Below are 17,664 nucleotides of genomic sequence, written 5' to 3'. Positions count from 1 at the left end.
AGAGCGAAGTCACCAAGAAACTTCGCCGGTCATGGCGCGTAACGTGATCCATGGATAGCATTCAATCAAGAAAACAGGAGGAAGCGCGATGATGGAGGCCGGACGACATCGTCGCTGGTTGTTCTCGGTGTTGGCGATGGCTGCACTATCTGTCGCTGATGGCGCCGCGCGCGCCCAGACCACCGACAGCGGCGATCTTTCCTTCGAATTGGTCGATCCCAAAGTGCTGCGCGTCTGTGCCGATCCGCGCAACCTGCCGTTCTCCAACGAGAAGGGGGAGGGCTTCGAGAACAAGCTGGCGGAGTTCTTCGCCGAGAAACTCCAGAAGAAGCTTGACTACGTTTTCTTCCCGCAGGCGACAGGCTTCGTGCGCATGACGCTGGGCGCCCATCGCTGCGACGTCATCCTGGGCTATCCGCAAGGCGACGATCTCGTCCAGGGCACCAATCCCTATTACCGCACCTCCTATGCGCTGATCGCCAAGCAAGGCAGCGGGCTGGAGGACGTCGATACGCTCGAGGACGAGCGGCTGAAGGGCAAGCATATCGGCATCATCGCCGGCACCCCGCCGGCGACCAACATGGCGATCGCGGGCCTGATGGTGAACGCAAAGCCCTATCCCCTGATGATCGACACGCGCTTCGACAATTCGGCGCAGGCGATGATCGACGATCTCGCTGCCGGTACGATCGAGGCCGGCGTGCTGTGGGGGCCGATGGCCGGGTTCTACGCGAAAAAGGCGGCGCAACCACTCCATGTCACACCGCTGGTGAAGGAAACCACCGGGCCGAAGCTCGTCTATCGCATCGGCATGGGCGTGCGCCCCGCCGACCAGAACTGGAAGCGTCAGCTCAACAAGCTGATCCAGGAGAACCAGGGCGAGATCAACAAGATCCTGGTCGATTTCGGCGTGCCGCTGCTCGATGAGAGCGACCGGCCGCTCGGCGCGGAGACCGCCAAGAAATCGCCATGAAGAAATCGCCGTGACCAAATCGACATGAGCACGTTGCCATGAGGCGGCATCTTGCCGCTGCGCTCGTTGTCGCAGCGCTTCTGGCGCCGACATTCGCGCAGCAGCAGGAGCCGTTCGAGCCCGAGGGCTATCGCTCCGACAATTACCGCGCGCCGGTGCCGGCGACGCTCACTGGCGCGCGCGTGCTGACGACGGCAGAGGCGGAGGCGATCTGGCGCGAGAAGAGCGGCGCCTTCATCGACGTGATGCCGCGCCCGCCGAAGCCCCGGAATCTTCCCGCGGGCACGGTCTGGCGCGATACGCCGCGCTTCGACATCCCCGGGAGCATCTGGCTGCCGGACACCGGCTATGGCGCGCTGCCGCCGGCGATGGAGGACTATTTTCGCCGCGGCCTTGAACGCGCCTCGCACGGCAGCAAGTCGGCGCTGCTTGTGATCTACTGCCTCGCCGATTGCTGGATGTCGTGGAACGCGGCCAAGCGCGCGCTCAGCTATGGCTACGCCAACATTGCCTGGTATCCCGAGGGCACCGACGGCTGGGAACGTGGCAGGCTCATGACATCAGAGGTCCAGCCGGAGCCGCGGCCGGATGAAAGCAAATAGCCGGTGCGCGCGAGGCGCGGCTACTTCGCCTTTTGCAGCTTGGTGATGGTTTTGGAGCCGTTGGCATCGGTGGAGAAGCTTACGCGATCGCCGGCATGCACGCTCTCGAGCATGCCTGCATCCTTGGCCTTGAACTCCTGCACCGGCCCCGTCGCGCCGCCATTGGCGCCGACCGTGCCACCCTGCACCTCCTGGATCGAAATGGTGCTGTTGAGCCGATCGATCTTGGTGATCATTCCGTTCATGTTGTCTTCGGCGACAGCCGCTGACGCAAGCATGCCGATGGCCGCAGCGCTGGCGAGAAGGAGTTTTGCTGTTCCCATCGAGGCCTCCTGACGTCTAGGATTCACTTCGACAAGACATCTTAAATAGATTTGGTTCCGGCCGACAGTGTGGCAAAGATCAGCGGTTCCCACCGGATAGCGGGAACCTTTCTCGCACAGGTGTCAGCGAGGCTGACGCTATTCCATTTCCTGCTGGATCACGCGTCCGAGCGCGAACAGGCGCTGGTCGATCGCCGTCGGCACCTCGCAGACGAAGCGCACCACCTTGCGGCGGTCCTCGAAGATGCGGGTCTCCCAGATCAGCTGATTGGACAGCGCGTCGACCTTGGCGTCGTCGCGTGGGGTGACGCCCTGCAGCCTCTGGAGCTCGATGGTATCGTCGCGGACCTTGTCGGCGGCCTCGCGCTGCTTGCGGCTGACTCGCTCGAGCCCGTTCATCACCGAGGAGCGCTGGGCGTTGAGCGTGTCGAACAAGCCGGCGAACAGGAGCTTCGCATTCGTGGTCTTGTCGGCGGCGGAGCTTGCCAGAAACTCCTTCACGGATTTTTCGGCCTCGTCCAGCGGCGTCTTGCGCGCCGCCAGCTTCGAGACCAGCGTGCTCACCTTGGCATTGTCTTTCCACTTGTCCTGGACGTCGTCGAGCGGCGGGCCGGCCCAGACCGCGGCGAGCGAGACTTCCGGGACTTTTGCCTGCGTGCAGGGCCAGTCGGGATAGCGCGGATCGGCCGCACGCGAGGCTGCGGTCGATGCCGCGAGCGCCAGGGCGGCTATGGTCCAGATCCGCAATCTCATCCTTCGCCTCCCGCGGGCCCGCGTCGCGCCAGCCCTCGCGACGGATCATAGGCATAGATCGCGCCGATCATGAAGACGATTGTGCAACTCGCCACCACCGCCAGCGAGATCCAGTTGATCTGCCCATAGAGCGCGAACCGGATCAGCTCGACCGCATGGGTGAACGGGTTGGCCTGGCAGACATAGTAGAGATACGGGCTGCCTTCCTGCACCCGCCACAGCGGATAGAGGGCCGATGAGGCAAAGAACATCGGGAAGATCACGAAGTTCATCACGCCGGCGAAATTTTCGAGCTGCTTGATGCCGGAGGAGATCAGCATCCCCAGCGATCCCAGCATCAGGCCCGACAGCACCAGCGCCGGCAGCACCGTGAGATAGCCGAGCGGCGGCGGCGTGATGTCCCAGGCCCAGGCGATCACCAGGAACGCGTAAACCTGCAGGAGCGACACGGCAGTGCCGGCGAGCAGCTTGCAGAACAGCAGGAACCAGCGCGGCAGCGGGCTCACCAGCAGCGTGCGCATATTTCCCATCTCGCGGTCATAGACCATCGAGAGCGAGGACTGCATGCCGTTGAAGAGCTGGATCATCGCCATCAGCCCGGGCGCGATGTAGACCTCGTAGAGGATGTAGGTCTCGTAGGGCGGGATGATCGAGATGCCGAGCACCTGGCGAAAGCCGGCGGCGAAGATGAACAGCCAGACCAGCGGACGCACCAGCGCGGAGATGAAGCGCTCGCGCTGGTGCAGGAAGCGCAGGCCTTCGCGCCAGACGATGCCGGTGAGGCAGGTCATGTAGGCCGAGAGCGGGAAGCCGCGCGGCGCGGCGTCGCGCGTGGTGATGCTGCTCATGCGCCACCTCCAGGCATCGTCTGCGCCCCGGTGAGGCGCATGAAGGCGGAATTGACGTCCTGCGCGCCGGCCTCGGCGATCACGCGGCCGACCGGTCCCTTCGCCAGCACCTTGCCCTGGTGCAGCACGACGAGGTCGTCGCTGGCCGTGATCTCGTCGAACAGATGCGTGGCCCAGAGCACGCCGATGCCTTGTTCGGTCACGAGCTGGCGGACATGGCTGATGATGTCGGCGCGGGCCTTGACGTCGAGGCCGACGGTCGGCTCGTCCAGCAGCAACAGGCGCGGCCGGTGCAGCAGCGCGCGCGCGATCTCGAGCCGCCGCATCTGCCCGCCCGAGAGATCGCGCACCTTGTTGCCGGCACGGTCGGCAAGCCCGATGCGGCCGAGCAGCTCGGCGCTACGCGCGCCGGCCTCGCGCCGGCTGATGCCATGGAGCGCCGCGTGGTAGAGCAGATTCTGCGTCAGTGACAGGTCGAGATCGAGCGTGCGCGGCTGGAACACGACCCCGAGCAGCCGCAGCGCCTCGCCCGGATTTCGGCTGATGTCATGGCCGAAAATGCCGACCCGGCCGGTCTGAATGCCGAACAGCCGCGTAACAAGCGAGAACAGGGTGCTCTTGCCCGCGCCGTTGAGGCCGAGCAGCGCCGTGAAGCTCGCAGGCGCAACCGTGAAGGAGACGTCGATCAGCGCGCGGCGCTGGCCATAAGCGTGGCTGATGCGCTCGATCGACAGCGCCGGCACCGCGGCCGCGTCCAGCCGGGGCGCGCGTTCGGTCGGGGCGGCGATGGGTGCAGGTGTCGTCATGGCGCGATCGTAACGCCCCAGGGCAGTTCGCCAACCTGGATCGTCTTGATCACTTTCTGCGCTGCCACGTCGATGACCGAAACGTCGTTGGAGACGCCGTTGGTGGTGAGGAGATATTTTTCGTCGGGCGTGAAGGCCATGTGCCAGACCCGCTGCCCGACCAGCAGATATTTCGTCACCTTGCGTGTGGCGGTGTCGACAACGGCGACGCGGTTCGCCGGTCCCAGCGCAACGAAGGCGGTCTTGTCGTCCTTGGTCATGCCGATGCCGACCGGCTGGATCGCCTCGCGCCGCAGGCCGGGAATTTCGAACGTGACCTTGCCGATCACCTCGCGTTTTTTGGGATCGATGATCGAGACCGTGCCGCCGATCTCCGAGGAGACCCAGAGCTCCGAGCTGTCGTGCTTGAATTCGGCGAAGCGCGGCCGCGCATCGACCAGCACGTTGCCGACGATCTGGCGCGTATCCGTATCGATGAAATGTGCCATGTTGGTCGTTTCGGACGTGTTTATCAACGTCTTGCCGTCCGGGCTGATCGTCATGCCTTCCGGCTCTACGCCGACCTGGATGTCGCCGATCCGCGCGCGCTTCTCCAGATCGATCACGGTGACCGTATTGTCGTTCTCGTTCGCGACGTAGAGCACCTTGCCGCTCGTATCCTGGGTGAACAGCTCGGGGTCGGGGCCCGAGGGCAGGGTGTCGACGATGCCTTGCGTCTTGACATCGATCATCTGGATGGTGTCGTCGTCGCCGACCGCGACCATGACGAATTTCCCGTCGCGCGTGAACTCGATGCCGCGCGGGCGCTGGCCGACCTTGATGGTCTTGGTCACCGTCCAGCTCTCGGTGTCGATCACGCTGACGGTGTTGCTCTTCTCGTTGGAGATATAGGCGATGAACGCATGGGCGGGCGCTGCCGCGAGCACCAGTCCGGAGAGCAGGCAGATACGCCACATGCGCATTGTCGTCGTCCTCACTTCAACTTGCATTTGCTCTCCGGGCGATCATAGCCGAGCGTATCGAGCTCGGAGACCTGGTGCAAAAAACCCTCCTGCGGCGACACCGAGACCACCATGCGGCCGTCGACCAGGAGGATCGGCTGGCGGAGCTGCAAATTCCAGTCGCGCAGCGTCAGCCGCGTGCCCTTGAAGGCGGCCACGGAAAAATCCGGCCCCTTGATGAAGTCGGTGACCTTCTTGACGTCGCCGGAATTGGTGCGCGAGGTGGCCTCGCCGATCATGCGCGCCGCCGTCCAGGCCTGCATGTCCAATGCCGTCATGCGGCGCGAATTCAGCTTCATGAATCGGTTCTGCATCTGGATGGCGCCCCACTGGTCCTGCGCAGCGTCCCAGCTCCGCGGCACGAGGCCGGCAGAGCCCGCCACGGGGCGCGGATCCCAGGTGCGGTAGGGCAGGTAGGCGCCGAACACCTCGCTCTCGTCGGCGGCGACCAGCACGTCGTAGGCAGGTGCCTGCTGCGTGAACACCGGCATCTGGCGCTGGATCAGCGTCACGCCACTATCGGTGCGGCGCGCCCCGCCGGTGTCTTCGAATGTGCGCTCCTGCACGATCTTGGCGCCGAACCGCGTCGCGGCACGTCGCAGCGCATCGGCATAGAGCTTGTCCTCGTCATGCGAGCCGACCACGAGCAGCCAGCGTGACCACCGCTTCCACACCAGATATTGCCCGAGCGCATCCGCCAGCATCGACCGTGTCGGCGCCACGTGGATGACATTGGCGCGGCAATCGGCCTCGCGCAGCCGCTCGTCGATCGCGCCGGCGTTGAACAGCACTGTGCCGCGATCGCGCAAGCCGTCGGCGACTTTCAGCAGCGCGTCCGCCGGAAGGTCTGCGATGATGAAACCATTGTGCTCGGCGAGCGCGGTCGCTGCCTGGACCGGATCCTCGCCTTCCCTGAGGCGGTGCTCCTCGAGCTTGAAGCGCTGGTTGAGGAATTTGCCGGTGGTATTGTTGTCCTCGATCGCAAGCCGCGCGCCGGCGATGCCGTCATTCTCGGCCGGCTGCTCGACCAGCGACAGGGTCGATCTGGTGCCGGCGACGCCGAGATAGCCGATCCCGATCTCGATAGGCTCGGCCGCGAGCGCCTGCGTCGCCGCAAGACCTGCGCCAACGAGACCGGCGCCGATCAGGCCGACCAACCATCGGATCATGTTTCCTCCTTGTCGTCCTCCCCGGCTTAGGTATCGGCGGAGGCATTTCCTGCCTTGAAACATGACCGATTTGGCTTAGCTTGCAACCCCGCATTTCGTCGTCGCGATGAGAAGGAGCAGGTCACGATCATGCGAGCGCTATTGGCGGCAGCCTTATTTGTGTTGACTGGTACCGCCGCGTTCGCCGATCCGCCGAAGCTTGCGGTGTTCGATTTCGAGTTGATCGATACCAGCCTGCCCGGCGAATTCTACGGAGCAAAGCCGGAGAACGAGCGCATGCTGCGCATCGGCGATCAGCTGCGCAAGGAATTGGCACAGTCCGGCAAGTTCCAGGTCGTGGATATCGCGCCGGTGACCGACGCGGCCCGGCACAGCAATCTCCAGGCCTGCGGCGGCTGCGACATCAAGCTGGCGGGGCAACTCGGCGCCGATCTCGAAATCACCGGCGTGGTGCAGAAGGTCTCGAACCTGATCCTCAACCTGAACATCTATCTTCGCGACGTGCACACCGGAAATCTCGTGACGGTGGCCAGCGCCGACATGCGCGGCAACACCGACGAATCCTGGTCCCGCGCCATGAGCTACCTGATCCGCAACCGCCTCCTCGCACCGAATTACGGCAAGCCGGAGTAGCGCTTTCTTCGCCTCTTCCCGCTTGCGCGGCTCAACCTCTCCCCTTGCGGGAGAGGGGGGCTCGCCGTAGTGGCGAGCCGGGTGAGGGGTTCTATCCGCGAGTCACTTTCTCAGTCGCATTCGCTGATGCAACCCCTCATCCGGCGCTTCGCGCCACCTTCTCCCGCAAGGGGAGAAGGGTAAGCAGTGCCTACCTCACGCCGTCAATCTCGCCGCGTGCCAGTGCAGATGGTCGCTCATGAAGGTCGAGATGAAATAGTAGCTGTGATCGTAGCCGGGTTGCCGCCGCAGCGTCAGCGGGATGTTCGCTTTCGTGCAGGCCGCTTGTAGCAGCTCCGGCCGAAGCTGCTCGGTCAGGAAATTATCGGCATCGCCGTAGTCGACCAGAAAGCCCGAATATTTCGCGCCGTCCTGGATCAGCGCCACCGTGTCGTGCGCGCGCCAGCTGTCCTTGTCGGGGCCGAGATAGCCGGTGAGCGCCTTGGTGCCCCAGGGCACTTGGGAGGGGGCGACGATCGGCGCAAAGGCGCTGGCGGCGCGATAACGGTGCGGATTGCGCAGTGCGACCGTCAGCGCACCGTGGCCGCCCATGGAGTGGCCCATCACCGATTGGCGCTTGGCATCGACCGGAAATTTCTCCGCGACGAGCCGCGGCAATTCGTCGGTGACGTAGCTCCACATATGATAGTTGCGCGCGAACGGCTCCTGGGTCGCATCGACATAGAAACCGGCGCCGAGACCGAAATCATAGGCGTTGTTGGGATCGCCGGGCACGTCGGCGCCGCGCGGGCTGGTGTCGGGCGCGACGAAGATCAATCCAAGCTCGGCGCAGGCGCGGCGGAACTCGCCTTTCTCGGTGACGTTGGCATGCGTGCAGGTGAGGCCGGAGAGATACCAGACCACCGGCAGCTTTGCGCCGTCCTGATGCGGCGGCACATAGACCGAGAAGGTCATGTCGGTCTTGGTCGCAGCGCTTGCATGGCGATAGACGCCCTGCACGCCGCCGTAGGATTTGTTGGTCGAAACAGTCTGGATCGTCATGCCGGAAACTCCGTGGCGTCTCGCCACCTCAAGATTGCAACGCGTATTTGACCGATTTTTGCGGAAAGCGTGCCCCGTCAGGCGACGCCGCTGTCGATCGCCAGGCGCACGAGCTCGACCGAGGTCTTCACTCCGAGCTTCTGGCGCATGATGGACGATGTGTTGGCGACCGTCTTGTAGGAGGATTGCACCAGCCAGGCGATCTCCGAAAGGCTCTTTCCGGCGCTGAGCAGCCGCAGGATTTCCATCTCGCGCGCATTCAATTTGGACAGCGGATTTTGCGCGAGCTGAGGCCCGGCAAACGCGATGCTGCGGGCGATCGCGCTCGGCAAATAGGTCTCGCCCTTGCCGACCGCGCGGATCGCCTCGACGAGGTCGTTGGGGTCGCCGGTCTTGGAGACGTAGCCCTTCGCGCCGCACTCGATGGCGCGCGCGGCGAAGGCCGGATCGTCGTTCATGCTGAACATGATGATGCGGGCATCGGGTGCGCGGTCCAGGATGCGGCGCGCGAGCTCGAAGCCGGAAACCGTGGGCAGGTTGATGTCGATCACGCAGATGTCGGGGCGCTCGACGATGAACACGCACTCGCCGCCTTCGGCGTCGGCGGCTTCCAGGATATCGATCTCGCCTTCGTCGGCCAGCACGGCACGGCAGCCGGAGGCGACGATGGGATGATCGTCAACGATCAGAATGCGCATAGGCGTTCCCCGCGACAGCCATTCGCGCCTTCCGTTTTGCGTCGCATGAGACCGCGCAGGGCGGTAACGCTCGCAACGAACGTCCCGCGTCGGACCATGCAACCCGGCCGAGATTGCTGTACGGTTCAGATTAGATATCGGGCGCTTTGGTCATGTCAACGTTCCCGATGAGCGAACCTTCGCGGGTGGTGGGCGAAAGCAATGTGGCAGAATTTATCCTTGCGCGGGCGCATCAATCTCTTGCTGGCGCTCGTGCTGGCGCTGGGACTTGCCGTCAACATCGGGCGGCAGGTCGCCGAGGCGGGGCCGCGCGTCCAGGCCGAGGACCAGAGCGTGATCCGGCTGGCGCGCGAGTTCATCGAGATGATCGTGGCGGAACTCAACGAGGCGCCGGATCCAGATGCCAAGCTGAACCAGATCGCGCACGACCTCAACCGGCAGCGTCATATCAGCATCGCCCTGCGGGATGCCGTGGGTAACGCGCTGACGCCGCCACGTTCGGGCGAAGATGATGACGCGCGCGCCCCGCCGGCCTGGTTCGTCAGCCTGATTCATCCCGAGCAGACCGCGGTCAGCGTCCCCGTCTCGATCCACGGCAAGCCGGGGTCGCTGGTGATCACCTCGCATCCCAATGACGAGATTGCGGAGATCTGGGACGGCATCTTGACGCAGCTCGAGATCGGCTCGGCCATCGCGCTCGTGCTGTTCCTGGTGACCATGACGGTGGTCGGCCGCGCGCTGAAGCCGCTCGAATCCCTCTCGCAGGCGATGATCGCGCTCGAAGCGGGGAGCTACGATGCACGCGTCGCACCCGGTGGCGCGCCGGAGCTCGCGGCGATTTGCACCAGGCTCAACCACCTCGCGGCGACGCTCGGGCAGGCGGTCGAGGAGAAGCGACGCCTTGCCGAGCGCGCGGTGTCGCTCCAGGACAGGGAACGCAAGGAAATCGCACGCGAACTGCACGACGAGTTCGGGCCCTATCTGTTCTCGTTGCGCGCGCATGCGAGCGCGCTGGCGAAGCTCTCGGAGGCGCGCGAGCTGAGTGCCGAGGCCGTGCGCAAGCACGGCGGCGCGATCCTGGAGCAGGTCAATGCGCTTCAGCAGTTCAACCGCCGCGTCCTCGAGCGCCTGCGGCCAGTCGGTCTTGCCGAACTCGGCCTGCGGCAGGCGCTTGAAGCGCTGTCGCGGCTGTGGCGGGAGTCGCATCCCGACGTTCGGATCGAAACCATGATTTCGCCGGCGCTGGGGGCGACCGGCGAGACTGCCGATCTCACCATCTACCGGATCGTGCAGGAAGCGCTGACCAACGTGTTCCGTCACGCTCGCGCGACCTCGGTAAACGTCACGATCGAGCCGGCCGAGCAGCCGGGCGGCGCGCGCGAGGGGCGCGTCTGCGCACGCGTGCGGGTCTGCGACAACGGCCGCGGCATGGAGGAGGGGCAGAAGCTCGGATTTGGTCTCGTCGGCATGCGCGAGCGGATTCTCGCGCTCGGCGGCACCCTCAACGTTGCATCCAGCGAGGCTGGCGTGACGGTGGAGGCGCTGATCCCGACGGCGGCCAGTTGAGGGTCGGGAATAATTCCCGATTTCGTCGGGAAGTATGGAGCCGATACCGCCCGACCTTTTGTAGCTGGCGCGCTTCTCGCCGTCGATTACACTTCCTGAATGATCGGCGACGTTCAGAACAGCCGACGATTGGAATGGGACGGCAGGGAATGGGCGGGCGAAGGCTGTTGATCGCCTCGATCTCGACGGGGCTGGTGCTGTGGACTGATGCCGGGATCGCGGCGCAGGACGAGGACACCAATGTCCAGAACCTGCCGCCGGTCGAGGTCGTTGCACCTGAGCCGAGCGTCCGCCGCGCACCGTCGCGCCCCGCAACGCGCGTGGCGAGCCGTCCCCGCAACCGGATCTACGTCTACCCGACCGCGCCGGGCAATGCGAAAGGTCTCGACGTCGACAAGGTTCCCTCGAGCATCAATGCCATCGACGCCAATCAGATCAAGCGCACCGGCTCTCTGAACGTCACCGACGCGCTCCGCGACAATGTGGCTGGCGTGAACATCTCCGAGGTGAGCGGCAATCCATTCCAGCCGAATGTCGAGTTTCGCGGCTTCGTCGCTTCGCCGATCGTCGGCACGCCGCAGGGGCTTGCCGTCTACCAGAATGGCGTGCGCATCAACGAGGCCTTTGCCGACAGCGTCAATTGGGACCTGATCCCGACCGCCGCGATCCGGTCGGTCACCGTCGTGACCAACAATCCGGCATTCGGCCTCAACGCGCTGGGCGGCGCGGTCAACCTGCAAATGAAGGACGGTTTCACCTATCAGGGCGCCGAGACCGACACCATGGGCGGCTCGTTCGGACGCATCCAGAGCTCGGTTCAATGGGGCAAGCAGGTCGACACCAACTACGCCGTCTACGCCGCGCTCGAAGGCCTGCACGACAATGGCTTCCGCAACTTCTCGCAATCGGACGTGCGGCGCTTCTACGGCGATGTCGGCTACAAGGGCGGGGATAGCGAATTCCATGTCAACATGGGGGTCGCCAACAACAATTTTGGCGCATCCGCCACCGTTCCCGCAGAATTGTTGCAGCAATATTGGGGCGCGATCTATACCAACCCGCAGACCACCAACAATCGCGTCGGCTACGTCAACCTGACCGGCAAGGTCGAGGCTACCCCGACCTGGACTTTCGAAGGCACCGCGCATGCGCGCGTGTTCGAGCAGCGCGTGGTCGACGGCAATCCCACCAGCGTGCAGGAATGCGCCGCTCCTGGCCTATTGTGCTTTGGCGACGACACGACGCCGGCCAACGGCCTGAACGGCACCCAGCTCGCAAATCCCTTCGCCCCCGGAGCGCTGCTCGGCGAGATCGACCGGACGACCACGCGATCAACCACGTTTGGCGTGTCCGGCCAGGCGACCAACACCGACAGGCTGTTCGATCACGAGAACCGCTTCGTGGTCGGCGCAAGCTTCGATGCCAGCGTGACGCGCTTCAACGCCACCGCCGAGCTCGGGACCATCGGCACGGACTACGCCGTCACCGGCAGCGGGATATTCTTAGGGAAATCCGGCACGCCCGACACCGGCGAGATGGGCCCTGTGTCGCTGCGATCAGTCAATCAGTACACCGGCCTCTATGCGCTCGACACCTTCAACGTGACGGATGCCTTCGCGATCACTGGCGGCGGCCGCTTCAACCACGCGCGTGTCACGCTGGAGGACCAGCTCGGTACCGATCTCAACGGCGATCACACCTACGACCGGTTCAATCCGATCATCGGTGGCACCTACAAGATCACGCCGGAGCTCACCGCCTATGCTGGCTATTCGGAAGCCAATCGCGTCCCGACGCCGCTCGAGCTCGGCTGCGCCGATCCGAACAACCCATGCCTGATCGCGTCCTTCCTCGTTTCCGATCCGCCGCTCAAGCAGGTCGTCTCCAAGACCATCGAAGCGGGCCTGCGCGGCAGCAAGGAATTGAACATCGGCACGCTCGGCTGGAAGATCGGCGGCTTCCGCGCCACCAATTATGACGACATCATGGGCCTGCCGGTGGCCGGACGGCAGGGCTTTGGCTTCTTCCAGAACGTCGGCGACACGCGCCGCCAGGGACTTGAGGCCGAGGTTACCCTCAAATCCGCGGCGCTCCAGTTCCACGCCAGCTACGCCTTTGTCGACGCGCGTTTCCTCGACGCGCTTCAGCTTTCGTCCAACAGCCCGGCTGTCGATCCGGTCACCGAGACCATCCAGGTCGTACCGGGCAATCAAATCCCCGCGGTGCCCCGCCATCGCGTCAAGGTCGGCATCGACTATGCCGTTACCGATGCCTGGAAAGTTGGCGGCGATGCGCTGTTCGTGTCGAGCCAGTATCTGGTCGGCGACGAATCCAACCAGGAAGCCAAACTGCCGTCGTACGCCGTATTCAATCTCCACACATCCTATCAGGTGACGAAGACCATCCAGGTCTACGGCAAGATCGACAACGTCTTCGACAATCGTTATGCGACCTACGGCACCTTCTTCGATACCGGCGCGGTGCCCAACTTCACCAATGGTGGCGTCAACTTCACCGATCCGCGCTCGCTGAGCCCGGCCCGGCCGCGCGCGTTCTACGCGGGGTTAAGGGCGACGTTCTGAATCGAGCTCACGGCTCGCGTGTTCGTGTGTCGAGCGACTCTCGCGCAGCCCGGTGTCGCAAATCTACTGCAAAGCGGACTTGACCTTTCGCGCTGGTTTACGCGGCGCGTTCCTTGTCTGACTGTTCCTCTACGGCGGTGGTGGTTTCTTCCAGTCCCTTTCCGTATTTGCCCGCGAACCTTTCGAGATTATCGGCCCACATCCTCAGCATCGTGACCTGAAAGCGCATGATCGGCTTCAAGGCATTCATGCCGATCGCTGTCGCTGCGGTGACGCGCCCTTGCGGGTCGCGATCGAAACGGTTGGCGTCAACGGTTTTGTCTGCCATGCTGTTCGCTCCTTCGCATTGTTGCTACGGCCTAAAGCCGGCTGTCGGTTTTGCACTGCGTGATTCCAGACACTCCGCCAGAACTTGATCTGCCGCGAGTCGCGCGCATTGGTCGTCATGCAATTCGTCCAATTTCTTCAAATAAGCGACTGCCGCAATTTGCAAGAGATCGAAATCTTTTTCGCCCGTATCAGGAAGATTGGCGACGTAGCGATAGAGAGCGGAACGCCTGTTATCGTTCTCGCTGACGCCGCTATGGAGCAGCAGGTAGTTCCGCCACGCGAATGCACACGCGCCTTCTATGGCCTGAGAAGTCATGGGCACCTCCCGAAAGCCAGAGAAAGACTGGCGCCCCATTTCGTTCCCCGAATTTGTCAGATGTAACGTTGTTCCGTAGCTGCGCCGCAAGGAGCACGCGGTGATAGCGATGGGGTCAAGCGATTGGCTGTTCGAACGGCGTCAAACTCGGGCTGATCACCCTTCAAGGGTCGAATTGCGCGATGACCGTGGATGTGTTCCCCAGAAACTGCAAAGCGTGCGGGATCGCCCGGTTCAATGATCGGAACAGATCTCGAATAGGTCGGCTACAGACGAAGAACACGCGCGAAGATAACCTGGCGGTAATCGCGAGCCTGGGAGCTTACTTCGGAAACAACCTGTCGCGGATGTAGCGCGACGTCGGCGTGAGTCTGAGCCCTCGGGGTTTGCGCCAGACCGCCTTGTCGATCTCCTTCTTGTCTCCGATCTTCAATTGGCCGGACGCGTTCTTCGCCAGGAAAATCGCATCGCTCATCTTCCGCCCGGATCGGCGGTTTTTCCCCTTCACCTCTCTCCAGAGCCTCAAGGGACCGAGCTTCAGGTTCGGCAATTCTTCGCTAATCTCGCGGCGCAAGCACTTCCTGTCACTCTCGCCGGCGCGCCTGCGGCCGCCCGGAAACATCCAGAGCTTGTCGCGCCGACGTCTGACCAGGAGCACGCGCCCCTTCCTTGCCGCAACGAGTTTGGAGGACTTTGCCATATTCCCGCGAATCGATTTTCCTACTTTGTATCAGTCTAAACCGGTCGGTTCGGCCTACAACTACGGGTGCAGCGTTTGCGAGCCGGTATTATCCCGGTCCTGGCAGCAGCATGCTGGCCGGAGCGTGACCGAGTTTGCGCCTGCCACCATTGATACGCCAGCAGCCCATTGCGAGCGCTCCCCGAACCCCACTTCTCAAATCGGCCATGACCCGCCATTGTGCCGGCCCGAAACGAATGGAAATGGAGCTGCACCAATGTCGGACGAGGTCTCGCGTCGCCAGTTCGCGAAGATCGCGGGACTGTCCGCAGCTGCGATGACGTCTCCGGTGCCTGAGGCTGCAGCCAAGCCGGGCCCGGCCGCGTCCGGCGCGCGCGGCTTTCCGGCAGGCTTCCTCTGGGGCACGGCCACCTCGTCCTACCAGGTCGAGGGGGCCGTCACGGAAGACGGGCGAGGGGCCTCGATCTGGGACACGTTCACGCGCGTGGCCGGCAAGATCGAGGACGGTACCAATGGCGACCGGGCCAACGAGCACTACCATCGCTACAAGGATGACATCGCGTTGATCAGGGAGCTCGGCTGCAAGGCCTATCGTTTCTCGGTCGCCTGGCCGCGGGTGTTTCCGGACGGCGACGGCAAGCCGAACCCGAAGGGGCTCGACTTCTACAACCGCCTGATCGACGAGCTCCTGGCAAGCGGCATCGAGCCGTGGCTCACGCTCTATCATTGGGACCTGCCGCAATCGCTGCAGGATCGTTTCGGCGGCTGGCGCTCGGCCGAGACCTGCAAGCTGTTCGGCGACTATGCGGCCTATGTCGCGCGGCATCTGACCGATCGCGTCAAGAACGTGTTCACACTCAACGAGAGCGGCAGGTTCGTCTATTTCGGCTACGGCATCGGTATCGACGCGCCGGGGCTGACGCTGTCGCAGGCCGAGGTGAACCAGATCAGGCACAACACCGCACTGGCGCACGGGCTTGCGGTGCAGGCGGTCCGCGGCGCCGGTCGCCGCGGCACGCGGGTCGGGCCGGCCGAGAATATCGATGCCTGCATTCCGGCGATCGACACGCCGGAGAATGTCCGCGCCACCGAGATCGCGCTGCGCGAGCTGAATGCGAGCTATCTCAACGTGATCATGGAGGGCAAGTACACCGATGCTTTCCTGAAATTCGCAGGAGCCAACGCGCCGAAATACACCGATGCGGAGCTGAAGATCATCTCCTCGCCGATCGACTTCCTCGGTCTCAACATCTACGCGCCGCAGCATTATGTCGTGGCCTCCGACAAAGGCGCCGGCTTTTCGCTGCTGCCCATTCCAAAGTCGTTTCCCCACATGAATTCGGACTGGCTGCGCGTCGGCCCTGAAACGATCTACTGGGTGCCGAAGTTGGCGGCGAAGATCTGGAAGACGAGCGCGATCTACATCAGCGAGAACGGCGCCTCCGGCGACGATCAGGTCACGCCCGACGGCAAGATCTTCGACACCGACCGCATCATGTATCTGCGCAATTATCTCGCCCAGCTCGAGCGCGCGACGGCCGAGGGCGTCCCGGTCCGTGGCTATTTCCTTTGGAGCCTGATGGACAATTTCGAGTGGGTGTTTGGACTCAACAAGCGCTTCGGCCTCTATCACGTGAACTTCGACACCCAGGTCCGCACGCCAAAACTCAGCGCAAGCTTCTACCGCAACGTCATCGCGAAGAACGCAGCGGGGGTGTAGCGGGGACACTTCTCCCTCTTCCCCGTTCTTACGGGGAGAGGTGAAGTGTCACTTTTCCGGATTGCGCGACCATTGCCTGTTGCCGACGATTTGTCTCGACGTATCAAATGGTTTCGCGGAATGGCCGTGTGTCATCCGGCAACCGCGCTTCTGCTTTGCTAGGGTTGTTTTCAGCCTTTTGCGAAAGGGCAGCCCGGTCGGACGATTGACTCCGCTCTTCCCCTGATTCAAAACGCGCTCAACAGCCAAGAAAAAGAGGATAACGCCATGGTTGACGCGCTGATCATCGACGCCTGCAGGACGCCGCGGGGCGTAGGGAAGGCCGGCAAGGGGGCGCTCTCTGGCATCCATCCGCAACAGTTGGGCGCGACCGTGCTGCGCGCGCTCGCCGATCGCACCGGCATCGACACCGCGGATGTCGACGACATCATTTGGGGCTGTAGCGCACAGGTCGCGACGCAAAGCGGAGACCTCGGGCGGATGTCGGCGCTCGATGCCGGCTATGACGTGCGCGCCAGCGCGGTCACGCTCGACCGCTTTTGCGGCTCCGGGATCACCAGCGTCAACATGGCTGCAGCCTCGATCATGGCTGGCGCGGAAGACCTCGTCGTCGCCGGCGGTTGCGAGATGATGTCGATGGAAGGACGGCGCGGCGGCGGTCCGATGATGATGGACTCCGGCAATCTGCGTCTGCGGGCAAGGCACCCCCAGTCGCATCAGGGCGTCTGTGCGGATGCGATCGCGACCATGGAAGGCATCACGCGCAGGGACGTCGATGCGCTCGGGCTGGAAAGCCAGAAGCGCGCGGCGCATGCGATGGCCAATGAGCACTTCAAGAACAGCCTGGTGCCTGTCTACCGCGAGGACGGCAGCCTTGCGCTCGACCACGAGGAGTATCCGCGGCCGCAGACCACGATGGAGGGCCTTGGCAGCCTCAAGCCGGCATTCCCTGCGATCGCCGATTATGCGCTCGACGACAAGGGCACGACCTATCGCGGCCTGATCCTGCAACAATATCCGGACCTCAAAATCGACTTCGTGCACCACGCCGGCAATTCCTCCGGCGTCGTCGATGGCGCCGCCGCGATCCTGCTGGCTTCGCCGACCTATGCCAAGGCACATGGGTTGAGGCCCCGCGCCCGTGTGGTGGCGATGGCCAACATGGGGGATTCACCGACCCTGATGCTCAACGCGCCGGTGCCGGCGACCCGCAAGGTGCTGGCCAAGGCCGGGCTCGACATCGACGACATCGATCTCTTCGAGATCAACGAGGCCTTTGCCGTTGTTGCGGAGAAGTACATCCGCGACCTCGGGCTCGACCGCGCCAAGGTCAACGTCAACGGCGGCTCGATCGCACTCGGCCATCCGATCGGTGCCACCGGCTCGATCCTGATCGGCACCATCCTCGACGAGCTCGAGCGGCGCGACCTGAAGCGCGGGCTCGTCACCATGTGCGCGGCCGGCGGCATGGCGCCGGCGGTGATCATCGAGCGGGTTTAGCCTTCTTTTATAGGCTGAATCGCGCTTCTTCTTGCACAAAGAGTGCGGTCATCGCTTGTCGGGAGCATGGAATCAGCTTTAGCAAGGGCGTCGCGGGCCTTTG

Annotated in this window: 18 protein-coding genes; 7 read left to right on the top strand and 11 right to left on the bottom strand. The window is 63.7% G+C overall.

Going from position 1 to position 17,664, the window contains the following annotated elements:
* Positions 1-88 precede the first annotated feature (88 nt).
* Both ACV1FX_RS10900 and ACV1FX_RS10895 read left to right on the top strand, forming a co-directional pair.
* Positions 89-973 (top strand): substrate-binding domain-containing protein, encoded by an 885-nt coding sequence (locus tag ACV1FX_RS10900; RefSeq protein ID WP_473117551.1) that lies wholly within the window; start codon positions 89-91, stop codon positions 971-973.
* A gap of 38 nt (positions 974-1,011) precedes the next feature.
* Positions 1,012-1,575 carry a PQQ-dependent catabolism-associated CXXCW motif protein gene (locus tag ACV1FX_RS10895; protein ID WP_473117550.1) on the top strand — a complete coding sequence of 188 codons (564 nt, stop codon included), beginning with the start codon at positions 1,012-1,014 and terminating at the stop codon, positions 1,573-1,575.
* A gap of 20 nt (positions 1,576-1,595) precedes the next feature.
* On the opposite strand, the gene ACV1FX_RS10890 is transcribed toward ACV1FX_RS10895, so the two are convergent.
* From ACV1FX_RS10890 to ACV1FX_RS10865, 6 genes are all read right to left on the bottom strand, one after another.
* Positions 1,596-1,898: a copper-binding protein gene (locus tag ACV1FX_RS10890; RefSeq protein ID WP_449383445.1), complete on the bottom strand. Its 303-nt coding sequence runs from the start codon at positions 1,896-1,898 to the stop codon at positions 1,596-1,598.
* A 138-nt stretch (positions 1,899-2,036) separates the two neighbouring features.
* Positions 2,037-2,651: a hypothetical protein gene (locus ACV1FX_RS10885; protein ID WP_473117549.1), complete on the bottom strand. Its 615-nt coding sequence runs from the start codon at positions 2,649-2,651 to the stop codon at positions 2,037-2,039.
* Positions 2,648-3,499 (bottom strand): ABC transporter permease, encoded by an 852-nt coding sequence (locus tag ACV1FX_RS10880; protein WP_473117548.1) that lies wholly within the window; start codon positions 3,497-3,499, stop codon positions 2,648-2,650. Before ACV1FX_RS10880 ends, ACV1FX_RS10885 begins: the two co-directional genes overlap by 4 nt.
* Complete coding sequence (locus ACV1FX_RS10875) at positions 3,496-4,305, bottom strand: ABC transporter ATP-binding protein (RefSeq protein ID WP_473117547.1); 810 nt, start codon at positions 4,303-4,305, stop codon at positions 3,496-3,498. The genes ACV1FX_RS10880 and ACV1FX_RS10875 overlap by 4 nt, the downstream gene beginning before the upstream one ends.
* A complete protein-coding gene (locus tag ACV1FX_RS10870; protein ID WP_473117546.1) occupies positions 4,302-5,267 on the bottom strand; it encodes a YVTN family beta-propeller repeat protein in 966 nt (321 codons plus the stop codon). The genes ACV1FX_RS10875 and ACV1FX_RS10870 overlap by 4 nt, the downstream gene beginning before the upstream one ends.
* 11 nt (positions 5,268-5,278) lie before the next feature.
* Positions 5,279-6,475 carry an ABC transporter substrate-binding protein gene (locus ACV1FX_RS10865; protein ID WP_473117545.1) on the bottom strand — a complete coding sequence of 399 codons (1,197 nt, stop codon included), beginning with the start codon at positions 6,473-6,475 and terminating at the stop codon, positions 5,279-5,281.
* Positions 6,476-6,604: 129 nt separating this feature from the next.
* Between ACV1FX_RS10865 and ACV1FX_RS10860 the strand changes: the two genes are divergently transcribed.
* On the top strand, positions 6,605-7,108 hold the full coding sequence (locus tag ACV1FX_RS10860) for a DUF3280 domain-containing protein (protein ID WP_473117544.1): 504 nt from the start codon (positions 6,605-6,607) through the stop codon (positions 7,106-7,108).
* A gap of 195 nt (positions 7,109-7,303) precedes the next feature.
* Here the strand turns inward: ACV1FX_RS10860 and fghA are convergent, their stop codons facing one another.
* Positions 7,304-8,149, bottom strand: a complete 846-nt coding sequence (gene fghA, locus ACV1FX_RS10855; protein WP_473117543.1) for an S-formylglutathione hydrolase — start codon at positions 8,147-8,149, stop codon at positions 7,304-7,306.
* A 77-nt stretch (positions 8,150-8,226) separates the two neighbouring features.
* Positions 8,227-8,847 (bottom strand): response regulator, encoded by a 621-nt coding sequence (locus ACV1FX_RS10850; RefSeq protein WP_458146782.1) that lies wholly within the window; start codon positions 8,845-8,847, stop codon positions 8,227-8,229.
* A gap of 201 nt (positions 8,848-9,048) precedes the next feature.
* Between ACV1FX_RS10850 and ACV1FX_RS10845 the strand changes: the two genes are divergently transcribed.
* Together ACV1FX_RS10845 and ACV1FX_RS10840 are read left to right on the top strand one after the other, a co-directional pair.
* Positions 9,049-10,413, top strand: coding sequence for a histidine kinase (locus ACV1FX_RS10845; protein WP_473117542.1), 1,365 nt, complete (start codon positions 9,049-9,051; stop codon positions 10,411-10,413).
* 149 nt (positions 10,414-10,562) lie between these two features.
* A complete protein-coding gene (locus tag ACV1FX_RS10840) occupies positions 10,563-12,995 on the top strand; it encodes a TonB-dependent receptor (RefSeq protein ID WP_473117541.1) in 2,433 nt (810 codons plus the stop codon).
* Positions 12,996-13,092: 97 nt separating this feature from the next.
* Here the strand turns inward: ACV1FX_RS10840 and ACV1FX_RS10835 are convergent, their stop codons facing one another.
* The 3 genes from ACV1FX_RS10835 to ACV1FX_RS10825 form a co-directional block, all read right to left on the bottom strand.
* The gene (locus ACV1FX_RS10835; protein WP_473117540.1) at positions 13,093-13,323 is read right to left on the bottom strand and encodes a hypothetical protein; all 231 of its coding nucleotides are present in this window, start codon (positions 13,321-13,323) and stop codon (positions 13,093-13,095) included.
* A 24-nt stretch (positions 13,324-13,347) separates the two neighbouring features.
* Complete coding sequence (locus ACV1FX_RS10830) at positions 13,348-13,641, bottom strand: hypothetical protein (RefSeq protein WP_473117539.1); 294 nt, start codon at positions 13,639-13,641, stop codon at positions 13,348-13,350.
* A 322-nt stretch (positions 13,642-13,963) separates the two neighbouring features.
* On the bottom strand, positions 13,964-14,341 hold the full coding sequence (locus ACV1FX_RS10825) for an NUDIX hydrolase (RefSeq protein ID WP_473117538.1): 378 nt from the start codon (positions 14,339-14,341) through the stop codon (positions 13,964-13,966).
* Between the two features lie 256 nt (positions 14,342-14,597).
* On the opposite strand from ACV1FX_RS10825, the gene ACV1FX_RS10820 reads away from it, so the two are divergent.
* Positions 14,598-16,061 carry a GH1 family beta-glucosidase gene (locus ACV1FX_RS10820; RefSeq protein WP_473117537.1) on the top strand — a complete coding sequence of 488 codons (1,464 nt, stop codon included), beginning with the start codon at positions 14,598-14,600 and terminating at the stop codon, positions 16,059-16,061.
* Positions 16,062-16,328: 267 nt separating this feature from the next.
* Positions 16,329-17,561: an acetyl-CoA C-acetyltransferase gene (locus ACV1FX_RS10815; RefSeq protein WP_473117536.1), complete on the top strand. Its 1,233-nt coding sequence runs from the start codon at positions 16,329-16,331 to the stop codon at positions 17,559-17,561.
* The last annotated feature ends 103 nt before the right edge of the window (positions 17,562-17,664 follow it).

This window comes from Bradyrhizobium ingae, from assembly GCF_055791185.1.
Note: the sequence above shows the minus strand (reverse complement) of the source record. Positions and strands in the feature narration are given on the sequence as shown.